The following is a 15,281-nucleotide window of genomic DNA, read 5'->3' as shown; positions in this document are numbered from 1 at the left end:
CGGTTCCACGTGAAACATCCGGCAACATCCGGCGACCGGACGCCCCCCGCGCGCTCCCGCACCACCGATGACCTCCCGGCCGCAGGCTCGTTGAGCACCCAGGGAGGGAAGAACCACCTCGGACAACGGGAGGCTCCCATGCGGGACGAGTTCACCGCCCTACTGCTCGGCCAGGTCGGCCAGCACGAAGGCCGAGACCCCGACGGCACCTGGAACAACCGACAGCGCTACAGCACCGAGACCCCCGGCCTGGAGTGGTCCGACGGCCAGCCCTGGTGCGCCACCTTCGAAGCCTGGGCCGCCCACCGGGCCGGCATGGACGCGCTCTGGCCGATGACGGCGTCCTGCCTCACGGCCGTCGCCTGGTGGCGCAACCACAACCGCTGGACCGACTACCCGGTCCTCGGCGGCCCCTTCTACCTCGGCCCCGACGGCGGCAGCCACACCGGCGTCGTCTACGCCTACGACGCCGACACCATCCAGACCGTGGAGGGCAACACCAACGACACCGGCTCCACCGAGGGCGACGGCGTCTACCTCAAGTCCCGTCCGCGGCGCGGCCCCGGCTCGCCGTACGGCTACGGGGTCCCGGCCTTCCCGGAGGGGACGGTCTCCGCCGACCCCGCGCTCGGCGGCATCCCGGCGGCCCGCACCTCGGCGCAGGCCACCACCCCGTCCTCCGGGGCGCCGCGCTGGCCCGGCCGGTACCTGAAGGTGCAGTCGCCGATGCTGCACGGGGACGACGTCCTGATGTGGCAGCGGCGGATGGCCGCCCGCGGCTGGTCGATCAGCGCGGACGGCTGGTACGGCCCGGCCTCCGCCCAGGTCTGCCGCGCCTTCCAGCAGCGCCACGGCCTCGGCGTGGACGGCATCGTCGGCCCGGTCACCTGGAACGCGGCCTGGTCCTGACCGGACGCGAACGCCGGAGGGCCGCCCCGCACGAAACGGGACGGCCCTCCGACGTCGAAACTCAGCTCGGCGCTTCAGCACCGACAGCGAGCAGGCTTCGCTGCGCTCAGCGCTCAGCACCCACAGCGAGCAGGCTTCGCTGCGCTCAGCGCTCAGCACCCACAGCGAGCAGGCTTCGCTGCGCTCAGCGCTCAGCACCGACAGCGAGCAGGCTTCGCTGCGCTCAGCGCTCGACCTCGCCGCGGATGAACTTCTCGACGTTCTCCTTGGCCTCGTCGTCGAAGTACTGCACCGGCGGGGACTTCATGAAGTACGAGGACGCGGAGAGGATCGGGCCGCCGATGCCGCGGTCCTTGGCGATCTTCGCGGCGCGCACGGCGTCGATGATGACACCGGCCGAGTTCGGGGAGTCCCAGACCTCGAGCTTGTACTCGAGGTTCAGCGGGACGTCGCCGAACGCGCGGCCCTCGAGGCGGACGTACGCCCACTTGCGGTCGTCGAGCCACGCGACGTAGTCGGACGGGCCGATGTGGACGTTCTTGGCGCCCAGCTCGCGGTCGCGGATCTGCGAGGTGACGGCCTGGGTCTTGGAGATCTTCTTGGACTCCAGGCGCTCGCGCTCGAGCATGTTCTTGAAGTCCATGTTGCCGCCGACGTTCAGCTGCATGGTGCGCTCGAGGATGACACCGCGGTCCTCGAAGAGCTTCGCCATCACGCGGTGCGTGATGGTGGCGCCGACCTGCGACTTGATGTCGTCGCCGACGATCGGGACACCGGCCTCGGTGAACTTGTCGGCCCACTCCTTGGTGCCGGCGATGAACACCGGGAGGGCGTTCACGAAGGCGACCTTGGCGTCGATGGCGCACTGGGCGTAGAACTTGGCGGCGGCCTCGGAGCCGACCGGCAGGTAGCAGACCAGGACGTCGACCTGGCGGTCCTTCAGGACCTGGACGACGTCGGCCGGGGCCTCGTCGGACTCCTCGATGGTCTCGCGGTAGTACTTGCCGAGGCCGTCGAGGGTGTGGCCGCGCTGCACGGTGACGCCGGTCGGCGGCACGTCGCAGATCTTGATGGTGTTGTTCTCGCTGTTGCCGATGGCGTCGGCCAGGTCGAAGCCGACCTTCTTGGCGTCCACGTCGAAGGCGGCGACGAACTCGACGTCCTTCACGTGGTAGTCGCCGAACTGGACGTGCATCAGGCCGGGGACCTTACCGGCCGGGTCGGCGTCCTTGTAGTACTCGACACCCTGCACCAGCGAGGCGGCGCAGTTGCCCACGCCGACGATGGCTACGCGAACCGAACCCATTCCGGTTGCTCCCTGAATCTCATGAGGCCCGCCGTGCTGTGGCGGGAGCCTCGTTCCACATCTGTTCTGACTGTCTGTTCGGGCGCACGGGGCGCCCACGCCTCGCCGCGGGCGGCGGGGCCGGCGCGGTGGTGCAGCGCTCCGGTCAGGAGCGCCCCGGGCGGTCGTACGGTGGCCCGGGCGGGTCGGAGGACCCGTCGGCCGGGCCACGGCCGTCCGAAGTGTGCGGGGACGCGGCGCTGCGTCCGGTTCTGGTGGCGCGCTCGGTCTCGATCAGCTCGTTGAGCCAGCGGACCTCGCGCTCCACCGACTCCAGGCCGTGGCGCTGGAGTTCGAGGGTGTAGTCGTCGAAGCGCTCGCGGGTGCGGGCGACGGAGCTGCGCATCCGCTCCAACCGCTCCTCCAGCCGGCTGCGGCGGCCTTCCAGCACGCGCATCCGGACCGCCCGGTCGGTCTGGCCGAAGAACGCGAAGCGGACACCGAAGTGCTCGTCCTCCCAGGCCTCCGGCCCGGAGTCGGCGAGCAGCTCCTCGAAGCGCTGCTTGCCCTCGGGGGAGAGCCGGTAGGTGATCTTCGACCGCTTGCCGTTCAGCGCGGTGGCCGGCACGTACTCGACGTCCGGGTTGTCCTCCACCAGGAAACCCTGGGCGACCAGGCTCTTCAGGCAGGGGTAGAGCGTTCCGTACGAGAAGGCCCGGAACGAGCCCAGCAGGACGTTGAGCCGCTTGCGCAGCTCGTACCCGTGCATGGGCGCGTCGTGGAGCAGGCCGAGGACGGCGAATTCGAGGACGCCGGAGCGTCGGCTCATACCGCCTTCCTCCTTCCGTGAGGGTTCCTGCTCGCCGGATGCGGGCCCCGGTCCGGCAGTGTATGCCGAACCGATGTGTCGCGCCGATGTATCGGCTCGATATATCGGCAACAGTAACCCTGGGTCACGGCAGGAGCAAGGGGGGCACGCGTAACTGGAATCACAAGGCCCCTGGGCAACGGGCGTGTAATGAATCCCGGTCGGTTCGTCCTGGTTGGCTTCCAATGCCCGATTAGGCGGCTTTCGAGGAGCCGTACTCTTTCGCCTGTGCACCCTGACCGAGGAGCTGCGGAGAGATGAGCGAACACCGGCGCAGGTCGGCCAACCCCGGAGGCGAGCAGCAGCCACCGCGGAGGCCCGACCCGGAACGGCCGTACGCGTACGGGAACCCGGTCGAGGGCGCACCCGAGTACGGTTCCGGTGCTCCGGGTCGGGCTTCCGGGCCCGGCCGGGCCGCGACCCCGAGCCGCGCCGCCACGCCCAGCCGCTCCGGCGGTCCCGGGCGCGCCGGTGCTCCGGGAGGTCCCGGTCAGGTGCCCGGCCAGGGCGGCCGACGGGCCGCCCGGGAGACCGCCGAGCAGCCCCGGCTGACCCGGGCGGAGATGCGCAAGCAGTCCCGCAAGGGCGGCGGCGGCAGCGCGGGCGGGCCGCCGAGCGGCCGCGGCGCCGGGCAGGGCGGCCGCCCGGGCAAGAAGCGGATGATCGACTACCCGCGGTTCGGCAAGTCCGGCTTCCGGCGCTGGATGCCGTCCTGGAAGCAGGTGCTGAGCCTGTTCCTGATCTTCTTCGGCGGCAGCGTGGCCGCCGTCGGCGCCGCGTACGCGATGGTCCAGGTGCCGGACGAGAAGACCCCGCTGCAGATCCAGAGCAACGTCTTCTACTGGGCCGACGGCACCGAGATGGCCCGCACCGGCAACGAGAACCAGCAGCTGGTGGAGCTCTCGCAGATCAGCCGCCCGGCGCAGGACGCGGTCATCGCGGCGGAGAACGACACCTTCCGCACCGACTCCGGCATCGACCCGAAGGGCATCGCCCGCGCCGTCTACAAGATGGCCACCGGCGGCGAGACCCAGGGCGGTTCGACCATCACCCAGCAGTACGTCAAGAACGTCTACCTGTCGCAGGACCAGACGCTCTCCCGCAAGGCCAAGGAATTCTTCATCACCCTGAAGGTCAACGGTGAGAAGACCAAGGACCAGATCCTCACCGGCTACCTGAACACCAGCTGGTTCGGCCGCGGCGCCACCGGCATCCAGGCCGCCGCGCAGGCCTACTACGGCGTGGACGCCAGCAAGATCGACGTCTGCCAGGGCGCCATGCTGGCCGGTCTGCTCAAGGGCGCGGGCCTCTTCGACCCAAGCCTGGGCCCGGCCAACCACGAGCGCATGGTGGGCCGTTGGAACTGGATCCTGGACCGGATGGTCACCACCAAGGTGCTGTCCGCCGACGAGCGGGCCAAGTGCAAGGACTTCCCCGAGCCGATCGACGCGAAGACCGCCACCAAGACCACCGGTGAGATCTCGTACCTGGTCGAGACCGCCAAGCAGTACGTGACGAACAAGGAACCGAGCATCACCACGGCGGCCCTGGACCGCGGCGGCTACCAGATCCACACCACCTTCCAGAAGGACAAGGTCGACGCGCTGAAGAAAGCCGTCGACGACTTCGAGGCGGCGACGCTGAAACCGGACAGCCGTGAGGAGGACAAGTTCGTCCAGGTCGGCGCGGCTTCGGTGGTGCCCAACGACGGGGCGATCGTGGCCATCTACGGTGGTCCGGGTTTCGAGAACAACCACTACACCAACAACGCCGACGCCAAGGGCGTCCCGGTCGGCTCGACCTTCAAGCCCTTCGTACTGGCCACCGCGATGCAGGAGGGCGTCCTCACCAAGAACGGCCCGGACGGCAAGCCGGCCCAGATCAACCCGGACTCCCGTTACCTGGCCGACGACATGGCGCAGATCTACCGTGCCGACGGCAGCAAGGCGATCGGCGACGACGGCCAGCCCTACCACCAGCGCAACAGCGACCCCGGGAAGAAGGGGTACGTGACGCTGCGGACGGCCATGCAGTGGTCTTACAACGTGCCGTTCGTGCAGCTCGGCCAGGACGCCGGCGGTGACAAGGTCCGGGCGATGGCGGAGAAGTTCGGCCTGCACGACGACACCCTGGCGGCGGCCAACACGCTGACCCTTCCACTGGGCACCTCGACACCGAGCGCGATCCGGATGGCCGCGGCCTACTCGGTGTTCGCGGCGCACGGCCAGCAGACCGATCCGTACTCGGTGACCGCGGTGCAGTTCCGCGGCAAGGCCCTGCCGAACTTCGACAAGCCGACGCCGAAGACGGTGATCGAGCCGGCGGTCGCGGACAACATCACCGACGTACTGCAGAACGTGGCGAAGAACGGAACCGGCAGCAAAACGGCGGCGCTGGGTTTCCCGGTGGCAGGCAAGACCGGTACCACCGACGACAGCACGTCGGCTTGGTGGATCGGCTACACGCCAAGCTTGGCCACCTCGGTCAGCATGTGGCGGGAGGAACCGGGCAAGGCCAAGCTGCTCGACCTCAAGGGCACCGGTGGCAAGAACGAGGTCCACGGTGGTGACTATCCGACCGACATCTTCACCCGCTACATGAAGATCATCGGCCCGGGCAACCCGAAGAACTTCACCGCACCGACCCCTTGGGGCCAGGAGGTCGACTCCTCCGGCGCCCCGTCCACCGCCTCGGCCTCGCCCTCGACCTCGGCCTCCGCCACCGTGGAAGCCTCCCCGACGGCCGAGACGCCGACCCAGACGGCGGACCCGTCGCCGACCGAGTCCCAGCGTCCGACCGGCCGTCCGACCGGCCGCCCGTCCTCCAGCCCGTCCTCCAGCCCGTCCTGCCTGCTCGGCCTGTGCCCCAGTTCCAGCCCGAGCGGCGGGGCGGCCGGCGGCACCGGAACGGGCGGCAACGGCACCGGCGGCACCGGCGGCACCGGCACCACCACCGGGACCACCACCGGCAAGACCGGCGGTACCACCACCGGCTAGCGGCCATCGCACCCGGGGGCACCGGATCGCTTTGACGATCCATCGCCCCCGGGTGCGACGTGAGGTCAGCTCCAGTGCTGGGAAGCGTTCTCGTTCCGCAGCCAGGACTCGAGGTTCGTTACGTTGTCGCAGCCCCAGTCACCTGGGATGTACTGCGAGCTTCCTTGGTAGGCGGGGCTGTAGTAGACGCGGTAGTTGGCCGCGGAACTGCACCCCTTCACCGAGGCGGCGTTGTTCCGGACGCCCTGGTTCACACCGGCGCTCGAAGTGCCGTAGGCGTAGCGGTAGTGGTACGTGTACAGGACAGCGCCCTCGTAGAAGCTGTCGCTGTCGTAATTGGATACGTTCCCCAGAAACTTTGCCCGGCCTCCTTCTCCGTTCTGGCTGTAGTAGACGTCCAAGACGTTGAAGCCCGCGCTGCAATCGGAGCTTGACTGGGTGTTGCAGTTGTCCGAGACGTAGTAGTCGACGGCGTTCGCGGCTTGGGCTTGGCCCGGAACCACCAGGACCGCTGCCAGCGCGGCGATCCCCGCGATAGCGGCCATGGAACTGCGCCCGATGGTGGACTTCATGGTCTCCCCTTCTCGGATGATGTGGATGATCGGTGTTGTTCCGGTCCAAGGGGCAACGCCACCGACCGGGGCGTTGCCCCTTGGACCGGAGACTCAGGTCGAGGCGGGTGCGGTAGGAAACGGGTCACCGCCGGAGCGCCTCGGCGGGCTGGATTCGTGCGGCTCGCCAAGCGGGGTAGAGGCCGGCCGCCAGCCCGGTGACGAGCCCGATCGCGGGCGCGGCAGTGAGTGTGACCGGGTCGACCACTGGTGTCCAAGAGCGGGCCAGTGCCACCGAGAGCACGGTGAAAACTCCAGTGGTGGTGCCGACTAGGCCACCGAGCAGTCCCAGCGAGGCGGACTCGGTGAGGAATTGAGCGGTGATGTGTCTTCCCATTGCACCGAGGGCGCGACGGACCCCGATCTCGCCAGTCCGCTCCAGGACGGCGATCAGCGTGGTGTTGGCGATGCCGATCGATCCGATGACCAGGCAGATCGCCGACAGCAACAGGAACAGTTGGTCGAGGTCGGAGGAGACACTGGTGCGCAGGCTCCGCGGATCAGGTGGTGGCACGGATCGGAAGGACTCGGGATGCCGCGGATCCAGTGCGAGCGGGGCTTCGGCAGCGATCTGCGGTGCGGCGCCGACCCGGGTGGAAACGAGCATCTTCGCGCGGTCGCCGGAGGGTTGGCCCCATAGCCGCAACGCGGTGCTCCGGGGAACAGTGACCGACAGCAGGAGGTCGGTCTTGCGGTGCACGTCGTCCATGACACCCACTACCAGGAACGGGTGTCCGTCGATGAATACGGCGGGCTGGGTCTCCAACGTGGTGATGCCGAGTCGGGCGGCGAGTGCGGAACCGATGACGGCGACCTGCTGGCCGGTGCTGTCGTGCCACGTGTCGTAGAGTCGCCCCTGGACCAGGTGCGGTGCTGCGGCGGCCAGGACGCCGGGCGAGGCCGCGACCACGGCCACCTGTTCACCACCGTTCTGCCGACCGACCGGAGCGGCCCGCACCCCGGGGTCGGGCAACCTGACGTTCCAATAGACCCCTGCGGCCTCCACACCGTTCAGTCGCTGGATCCGCTCGTCTGCATCGGGGGGGAAGGAGAGCGGGACGAGGTCGGGCCTGGCCCCGCCGGTGTCCTCGACGGTCACCTCGGTGGCGGACAACAGGTTGAACCGGGAGTCGATCTGAGACTCGGCTGTCGCGGTGAGCCCCAGTACTGCGACGAAGGTACCCACCCCCAGCACCGTGCCTACCGTGGTCAGTGCTGATCGGGCCGGGCGCTGGAGGATACCGGCGAGGGCCTCCGAGCCTAGGTCGCGTAGTCGCAGCCGGGATGGTTCGCTCCTGTTCACGGCCTTCTGCACCCTCATCTCGGCACCGTTTCGGTCAGAACGCCGTCACGGATCGCCACCGTGCGGTGGGCTCGGGCCGCGACCTGCAAATCATGGGTGATCAGGATGACCGTCATGCCGTTGTCGTTCAGTTCCTCGATCAAGGTGAGGACGGACTGCGCGGTGGCCGAATCGAGGTTGCCGGTGGGCTCGTCGCAGAGGAGCAGGCTCGGTTCGCCCATCAGGGCGCGGGCGATCGCCACCCGCTGGCGTTCCCCGCCGGACATGTGGGTGGGCAGGCTGTCCATTCGATGCGCGAGGCCGACCCGGGCCAGCGCCTCCCATGCACGAGCGCGCCGGTGGGCCGTCTCGTGGCGTCCGCGTCCCGCCGTGTACAGCGATGCCAGGGCGACGTTCTCGGTGGCGCTGCGGTGCGGAAGCAGGTGGAAGGACTGGAAGACGAAACCGATCCGTCGTCCGCGCAGGGCTGCCCGCTCGCGGTCCGTCAGCACTGCGGTGTCAAGCCCGTCCAGCAGGTACCTGCCTCCGGTCGGGCGGTCCAGCAGCCCGGCCAGGTTGAGGAAACTGGACTTCCCGGAACCGGACGGTCCCACCACGGTGAGGTAGTCGCCGCGTTCGACCACCAGGTCGCAGGAACGTAGCGCGTGGATCGGGGGCGGACCGGGATAGGTCAGCGATATTCCAGAGAACTCCAGTACGGGGAAGCTCACTTGGCGCCTTCCGGAGGAGCCGGGCGGGCGTCCTTGACTCCGACGACGACCCGGTCGCCCTCCTTCAGAACGGCATCGGCGACCGGTCGTACCTCCACCAAGCCGTTGCCTGTCATACCGGTTGCCACTTCGACCCGGTGTCGCTGGCCCTCCTCGTGGACCGTCACCACGGTGCGGCCGCTGGCGTCCGCCGACACTGCGGTGACCGGGACGACCAGCACGGGTCCGGCCGAAGACGCAGCCGTGATCGTCAACCGGACGTCCTGTCCCTCCAGCTGGGGAGCCAGTACGGCATCGGGCCGAACGGTCAGGGGGTACCCGGCCGGCCCGGCGGGAACGGGTGCGTTCCGTCCGGCGACCGCAGCCGTGGTGTCGGACGGTTGGGGGGAATCCCCGAGGGTGGAAACCGTTCCAGTGGTGCGGAAGCCGCTGGTTTCGGACAAAACTTCCACCCGCTGGCCAGGATGCACCAGGTCTCTTTCGGTGGAAACGAGTTGACCGGAGATCACCAGCTCACCCGCAGAGACGCTGAGCACCTTGCCGTTGACGGTGGCGCCGACCCGGCCGGAGACAGTGCTCACGCGAGCGGGGAGAGCGGTCAGGTAGACGATCTCTCCGGCCGGAACCATCGGTCCGCTCGCCGCCTTGGCAGCGGCCAGTCTGGTACGGAGCTTGGCGAGGTCCTCAGTGGCCCGGGTCACCCGCTTCCGGGCCGCCGACCCGGTGTCGGCGGGTGGTGGTGCACCGGTGCCCGGCACCTTCGCGGTCTGGGCGGCGAGTTCCTCCCGTGCGTCGTCCAGGGCCCGCTGCCCGGCGGTCACGGCCTCTTCGGCAGCAGCGACCCGATCGGAGCCGTCGGGTGAACTCGGTACCGGGTCGTAGCCGTGGGCGCGGTACAGGGCGGTGACTGCTGCCTTGGTGCCCTCGCCGAAGGTCCCCGTAGGGTCGTGGGCCGTCCCGAATCCGAGTGCCCGTAGAGAGCTCTGGAGTTGGGCGACGTCCTCACCGGTGGAGCCGGGTTTGAGGTCCCGGTACACCGGGATGCCTCCTTGCAGTGGGAACACCGGTCGGCCGGAGACCTCCAACAGTGGTGTTCCGGCGGTCACTTCGTCGCCCGCCTTCAGCGGGAGCTTGGTCACCACGGCTGCTCCGGCCGCTCCGGCTGAGACGGCGGGGACCACGTCCACCGACTGGCCGGCAGTGACCCGACCACGGACCACGACGGTGGAGGTGAGTACTTGGCGCTCCACCTGGGCGGTCAGTACATCGGCGGCGGGAGGTTTGGCGGCGGCCGCCGCCTGAGCGGGGGACTTGACGAGCAACGCTGCGCCGGCTCCGGCGCCGGTGAGCAGAACGGAGACAATCGCTACGGATAGGACAAGAGACCGTTTTCGGTCCATATCTGTTGAACCCTCGGCTAGATTTCGTGTCCGATTTGCGTGTCATCTCCGGAGAGTCGGTCGGCCCTCTTCCGGTGCGTGAATCATAGATTTCGCTGATTGGACGAAGAGGGGAGTTTTATTGGGATCCCTTGGTGGTGTGCATCACACTTGACACTGTCGGGTCAGTGGCGGCAAGGTCCCCAGTGGGTTCGATCGTCGCCGTGGGGGGTCTGCGGGTGGGGGAGTCTGATCGGGGTGAGGGTTTTTTCCATTCCTTGGGCTGCCTTTTCTGTGGCTCCCGTTTTTGCGAATGGGGATTTTTCATGGTTTCCGGCGGGTCTCGTCCGGTCTGGCGTTTGATTGGCGCTTCGTGCACGGTCCTGGCGGTTATTGCGGCTTGCACCCTGTTGTCCGGTTGTTCCGGATCCGATCGACCGGACGGCGCTCCTGGAGGTCTCACCCCTACCGGGTCCTCCTCCGAGTTGATCCCGCAGGCCGTCCCCCAGCGGGGACTGGCCAAGGGGTTCTCGCTCCCACTCTCCGCCTACATGGAGAACTACCCGGAGCAGCAGGCGATCCAGACCGCGGTGCTGCGCCTGGAGCACGACTGCATGGCCCGCTTCGGCTTCGACTACAACCCCCGTCTTCCCGGCACGGTCCATCCGAGCTACGACGACACCAACATGGCGCGCCGGTACGGGATCACCGACCGGGAACTGGCCGCGAAGTACGGCTACGGCGTGGGCGACGAGTCGCTGCCCGCTCCGTCCTTCCCGGCACTGAGCAGCGCCGAGACCGTGGTGCTCACAGGGAAGACCGAGATGCGGCCCGGTGCGCCCGATGGTCCGGCTGCCTATCAGGGGACGGCCATCCCTGCGGGCGGGTGCCAGGGCGAGAGCGTCGACAGGCTCGGCGCCCGCATCGACACCACACTCGCCAGCCGACTGGACCACGAGTCCGCTGACCGGTCACAACAGACGCCCGAGGTGCAGGCGGCGCTTCGTGACTGGTCCGCCTGCATGGCTGGAAAGGGCTACTCGGTCGATACGCCGTACGACGCCTACAAGCTCACCGACCGGGGTGGCGCGGGCGGGACAGCTGACGAGGTCACGGTCGCGCTCGCCGACATCGACTGCAAGGAGCAGGTCGACCTGGTCGCCATCTGGTTCAGGACCGAGTCCGTCATTCAGCAGCAGCTCGTCGAACAGAACCAACTCGCCCTCAAGGACGTCCGCGACCGGGTCTCGGCCGCGGTCAAGAAGGCGGCCGAAACCATCGGCCGTTGACCGCTTCCACCCTTCAGGAGGGGAGACATGAAACGCCGAACATGGAGTACGGCGCTGTTCGGGGTAGCGATGATGCTGCCTGGCTCCGTCGGGATCTCATCTGCGGCGGCCGCTCCCGGGCCGACCGCCACGGCGCAGCAGCAACCGGAGGCTCCAGGACAGCCGAAACCGCTCGGCAAGTCGAAGCTCGCGGATCCCGACAAGGTGCTGGGAAAGGGCTGGCAGCAGTCCGGTGACCGGGCGGTCACCCTGGACGGCGACGCCACCGGCCTGCACGTGCTGGTCGCGGCCGAGTCCGACGGCTACGGCTGGAAGACGGCCGCGACCCTGTCGGAGCCCGGGTACGACGTGGACCAGTGGATCGGCCAGTCCTGCGTGACGGCCTCCGGCACGAAGGCCGTCGTAGTCTACGCGCCCCGGCAGTTCGTCAACTCGGAGGCGCTGTTCAACGCGGGCGGCTTCGCGGCCGTGGTCGACCTGACGAACGGTCGGGTGACCAAGCTGGACCAGCGGGTGTCGCTGGCCTATCACTCTCCGGGCTGTGGCGACTCGGAGCAGGCCGTTCTGGCCCGCTACCGGGCTTCTGAGGACGGGCAGGGCACCACCAGCCTGCTCACGGTGGACGCGGGCCAAGGCCGGATCGCTTCCCGCGTCGAGGTCCACGGGCAGGTCACCTCGGCCGTGCCCTACCAGAAGGCCATCGCGGCCGCACTGGGGGTCGACGTGGTCCGCATCGACGCGCACGGCGCGGCGGCGCCGCTCGCCAAGGGCGTTCCCGGCCAGGGCTACCCGTTCCAACTCCGCCCCGGCCGGGACGAGTCCCTGGCGTACGCGGTGCCCAACGGCAAGAAGGTCGACGTCCACCAGCTCACTGCAGGCCGGAACACCACGGTCGTGCAGGCTGACCTCGGTTCGCTCGCCCTGTCCCGGACCAGTGCAGGGTCGATCGTGCTCACCGGAGAGCACGCCACCGCCTCGTCCAAGGGCCGTAAGCTGCCGTCCGGTTGGACGACCGTGGACACCAAGGCCGGTGCCGAGGTCTCCACTGAGGGGCACTTGGTGGTGAGCAGTTCCACCAGCGGCCGGGAGGCCTCAGGAGCTGCGGTCGGCGAACAGGTTCCGACGGACGCCGTCCCGGTGAACATCGAGGCCAAGGCGGTCGCAACCGGGAAGGAGGTGACCTTCGGCATCCAGCCGGAAGCCCTCAACTCCTCGGGCGGCGACGCCTCTCCGGCCCTCGGGGCCGAAGGCGCCGCGTCGGCGGTGAAGACCTCGGGCTCGGCGAAGGCGTCCGGGTCTGGCGCCGATGGCTCGCTCGTGCTGGCCTCGACCTCGGCCGGCACCGACCCGAGCACAACCCCGTCCGACCCCGATCGCACCTGTGCGGTGACCCGCAACGACCCGAGCATCCAGACCTACCAGCCCACTCCGAAGATGATGGAATGGGCGGCCGACCTCGCTGTTCGGGGCATGCTCCCCGCCAGGGCGGCCAACTGGAACGGGGACGGCCTGGCGGCTTACGCGCCGCAGACACTTTTCCCGGAGCACCCGCTCTCGGGCGGCGGCCGGGTTCCGGCCCAGATCCTGCTGGGCGTGCTGGCCCAGGAGACCAACATGTGGCAGGCCAGTCCGCACGCGCCGGATGGCATCGCCGGCAACTTCGAGCAGGGCGGCTACTACAACCGCTCGGGCTCGATCGACCAGGTCGACTGGGCCAACTCGGACTGCGGGTACGGCGCTTCCCAGGTGACCGACGGCATGCGCCGTACCGACACCCAGCTCACCACGCTGCAGCAGAAGGCGGTCACGGTCGACTACGCGGCCAACATCGCCGCCGGCCTGGGCATCCTCGAGGACAAGTGGAACCAGACCCGGTCCGCCGGGGTGATCGCCAACAACGGCGACCCCAAGTACCTGGAGAACTGGTGGTTCGCGCTCTGGGCCTACAACAGCGGCTTCCACCCGGTGGGTGAGGACCCGGACCCGACCGTGTACGGGCTCGGGTGGAGCAACAACCCGGTGAACCCGAACTACCCGCCCGACCGCTCGATGTTCCTGGTCACCAGCTACGACGACGCCAAGACGCCGGGTAAGTGGTCCTACGAGGAGCGGGTACTGGGCTGGGCGAACAGCCCGCTGCTGCGCCTCGACTACGTGGACCACGTGTACCGGCAGGCGTTCACCAAGGGCAACTGGCCGGGCGGTCTGGCCTCACGCGGGCAGCCCCCGGTGGAGACCTTCTGCAACAGTGGGAATCACTGCGACCCGAGCATCACCGGTGCCCCGGGTAACGCTCCGGGGCAGACGCCCTGCCTGCTGGCCTCGCTGCGTTGCTGGTGGCACCAGCCCGCCTCGTGGGTGGACTGCGCCACCGTCTGCGGCCAGGAGGTGATCACCTACGCGACGATCGAACCCCGCCCGCTGGCCAGCAACCCCTACCCCGCTGACTGCGGCACCGGCGGACTGCCGGCCGGAGCGGTGATCGTCGACGACGTGCCGGACAGTACGACCGGTCCCAACAGCTGCCCGCTGCCGAAGAGCTGGACCAGCAAGGGCGATTTCACGCTCAGCTTCAACGCCGACAGTCAGAACGGCCAGTACGTCTATCCGGGCAAGATCGACACCCATCAGATCGGTGGCGGCTTCGGCGGCCACTACTGGTTCACCCACACCCGGAACGAGAGTCAGACGGCCTACGCCCCGCTGACCGTGACCGGCACCTGGACCGCCCCGTCGATGGCGCCCGGTTGGGTCCGAGTGGTGGTTCACCTGCCCAGTTTCGGCTCGCAGACCCAGCAGGCCCACTACCGGATCTACACCGGGACCACGGTGAAGGACCGGGTCATCCAGGCCGATCAGTACCTGCGGAAGAACGCCTGGGTCGACCTCGGCGTCTTCGAGTTCAGCGCTGCCCCGAAGGTGGAGCTGAACAACCTGACCCGGGAGGGCGACGGCACCGACGACATCGCCTGGGACGCGATGGCCTTCGTGCCGTTGCCGGCCAAGCCGGCAGACTTCGTGGTGCAGATGGGCGACTCCTACTCGTCCGGGGAGGGCGCGCAGGCCTACGAGACGGGAACGGACGCCGACTACGGTCTGCGCAGCTGGGACGCCTGTCGGCGGAGCAGCAACTCCTGGTTCCGCAAGGCGGTGCTGCCCGGTCACGGAGGCGCCACCATCGGTGCCCTCGCGGACGGCTTCGACGTGACCGTGGACGCCCACTCGGTGGCGTGCTCCGGAGCGCTCACGTACAACATGGATCCCGACGCGGTGGGCCTGGTGCCCTCGCAGGTGGGTCAGGACGGCCAGTTCAGGGAGATCGCGCAGGCCGATTCCGGCTTCCTGGACGAGAACACCACCCTGGTGGCCTTCACCATAGGAGGCAACGACGCCGGATTCCCCGGCATCATGCAGTCCTGTGCCCTGTGGACCTGTCCCGACGACGCCGAGGTGAAGGGCAACATCAACAAGGCCATGGACCGCTTGGCACTGGTGCTGCCGGACATCCACAACCGGGCGCCGAACGCCAAGATCGTAGTGCTCGGCTACCCGAGGCTGTTCTCGGCCAGTTCCTGCATGGCGGTCCTCACCCCGGCCCAGCAGGCATTGGTGAACAACTGGGCCGACTACTTCACCAGCAAGGAGTCGGACGTCGTCAACTCCCACTTCTACGCGGAGTACTACTCGGCCAACACCGAGTTCGAGGGCTACCGCCTCTGCGATGCGAGCGAGGGGATCAACGGCGTGGTGGCGGCCGGCAGCGGCCCCGGTGACTTCCCGTGCCCCAACGGCACGACCGGTTGCATAAGCAGGGAGAGTTACCACCCGAAGAGCCTGGGTACCAGCCGCTACGCGCTGGCCTTCCAGGTGGCCATGTCCTGACCCTTCGACGTCCAACGCCCCGGGACGGTGCTCCGGCGCCGTCCCGGGG

At 68.7% G+C, this 15,281-nt stretch carries 10 protein-coding genes; 4 read left to right on the top strand and 6 right to left on the bottom strand.

Annotated features, from left to right (window positions below):
• Positions 1-138 precede the first annotated feature (138 nt).
• A complete protein-coding gene (locus IH44_RS47100) occupies positions 139-909 on the top strand; it encodes a peptidoglycan-binding protein (RefSeq protein WP_051816447.1) in 771 nt (256 codons plus the stop codon).
• Between the two features lie 223 nt (positions 910-1,132).
• Here IH44_RS47100 and IH44_RS0102120 read toward each other — a convergent pair whose 3' ends face one another.
• Both IH44_RS0102120 and IH44_RS0102115 read right to left on the bottom strand, forming a co-directional pair.
• The gene (locus tag IH44_RS0102120) at positions 1,133-2,215 is read right to left on the bottom strand and encodes an inositol-3-phosphate synthase (RefSeq protein ID WP_014136999.1); all 1,083 of its coding nucleotides are present in this window, start codon (positions 2,213-2,215) and stop codon (positions 1,133-1,135) included.
• Between the two features lie 145 nt (positions 2,216-2,360).
• Positions 2,361-3,023: a PadR family transcriptional regulator gene (locus IH44_RS0102115; RefSeq protein ID WP_030457620.1), complete on the bottom strand. Its 663-nt coding sequence runs from the start codon at positions 3,021-3,023 to the stop codon at positions 2,361-2,363.
• 533 nt (positions 3,024-3,556) lie between these two features.
• Between IH44_RS0102115 and IH44_RS0102110 the strand changes: the two genes are divergently transcribed.
• Entirely contained in the window at positions 3,557-6,058 is a 2,502-nt protein-coding gene (locus tag IH44_RS0102110) for a transglycosylase domain-containing protein (protein ID WP_051816446.1), read from the top strand.
• 65 nt (positions 6,059-6,123) lie between these two features.
• Here IH44_RS0102110 and IH44_RS0102105 read toward each other — a convergent pair whose 3' ends face one another.
• From IH44_RS0102105 to IH44_RS0102090, 4 genes are all read right to left on the bottom strand, one after another.
• Positions 6,124-6,630, bottom strand: coding sequence for a hypothetical protein (locus IH44_RS0102105; protein ID WP_030457618.1), 507 nt, complete (start codon positions 6,628-6,630; stop codon positions 6,124-6,126).
• Positions 6,631-6,754: 124 nt separating this feature from the next.
• The gene (locus IH44_RS0102100) at positions 6,755-7,990 is read right to left on the bottom strand and encodes an ABC transporter permease (protein WP_030457617.1); all 1,236 of its coding nucleotides are present in this window, start codon (positions 7,988-7,990) and stop codon (positions 6,755-6,757) included.
• Positions 7,987-8,682: an ABC transporter ATP-binding protein gene (locus IH44_RS0102095; protein ID WP_030457616.1), complete on the bottom strand. Its 696-nt coding sequence runs from the start codon at positions 8,680-8,682 to the stop codon at positions 7,987-7,989. Before IH44_RS0102095 ends, IH44_RS0102100 begins: the two co-directional genes overlap by 4 nt.
• Positions 8,679-10,004: a peptidoglycan-binding protein gene (locus IH44_RS0102090; RefSeq protein WP_232794783.1), complete on the bottom strand. Its 1,326-nt coding sequence runs from the start codon at positions 10,002-10,004 to the stop codon at positions 8,679-8,681. The genes IH44_RS0102095 and IH44_RS0102090 overlap by 4 nt, the downstream gene beginning before the upstream one ends.
• 608 nt (positions 10,005-10,612) lie before the next feature.
• Between IH44_RS0102090 and IH44_RS0102085 the strand changes: the two genes are divergently transcribed.
• Positions 10,613-11,350 (top strand): hypothetical protein, encoded by a 738-nt coding sequence (locus IH44_RS0102085; protein WP_157852063.1) that lies wholly within the window; start codon positions 10,613-10,615, stop codon positions 11,348-11,350.
• A gap of 27 nt (positions 11,351-11,377) precedes the next feature.
• A complete protein-coding gene (locus tag IH44_RS0102080) occupies positions 11,378-15,232 on the top strand; it encodes an SGNH/GDSL hydrolase family protein (protein ID WP_081966681.1) in 3,855 nt (1,284 codons plus the stop codon).
• Positions 15,233-15,281: the final 49 nt, after the last annotated feature.

Origin of the sequence: Kitasatospora sp. NRRL B-11411, assembly GCF_000721345.1 — a bacterium.
In the GTDB taxonomy this organism is placed as follows: Bacteria; Actinomycetota; Actinomycetes; order Streptomycetales; family Streptomycetaceae; genus Kitasatospora; species Kitasatospora cineracea.
This window is presented reverse-complemented; position numbering and strand designations above follow the sequence as displayed.

Coding starts and splice junctions, on each gene's coding strand:
- IH44_RS0102080 (WP_081966681.1), top strand. CDS start 11,378: ATGAAACGCCGAACATGGAGTACGGCGCTGTTCGGGGTAGCGATGATG.
- IH44_RS0102085 (WP_157852063.1), top strand. CDS start 10,613: ATGGAGAACTACCCGGAGCAGCAGGCGATCCAGACCGCGGTGCTGCGC.
- IH44_RS0102100 (WP_030457617.1), bottom strand. CDS start 7,990: ATGAGGGTGCAGAAGGCCGTGAACAGGAGCGAACCATCCCGGCTGCGA.
- IH44_RS0102115 (WP_030457620.1), bottom strand. CDS start 3,023: ATGAGCCGACGCTCCGGCGTCCTCGAATTCGCCGTCCTCGGCCTGCTC.
- IH44_RS47100 (WP_051816447.1), top strand. CDS start 139: ATGCGGGACGAGTTCACCGCCCTACTGCTCGGCCAGGTCGGCCAGCAC.
- IH44_RS0102120 (WP_014136999.1), bottom strand. CDS start 2,215: ATGGGTTCGGTTCGCGTAGCCATCGTCGGCGTGGGCAACTGCGCCGCC.
- IH44_RS0102105 (WP_030457618.1), bottom strand. CDS start 6,630: ATGAAGTCCACCATCGGGCGCAGTTCCATGGCCGCTATCGCGGGGATC.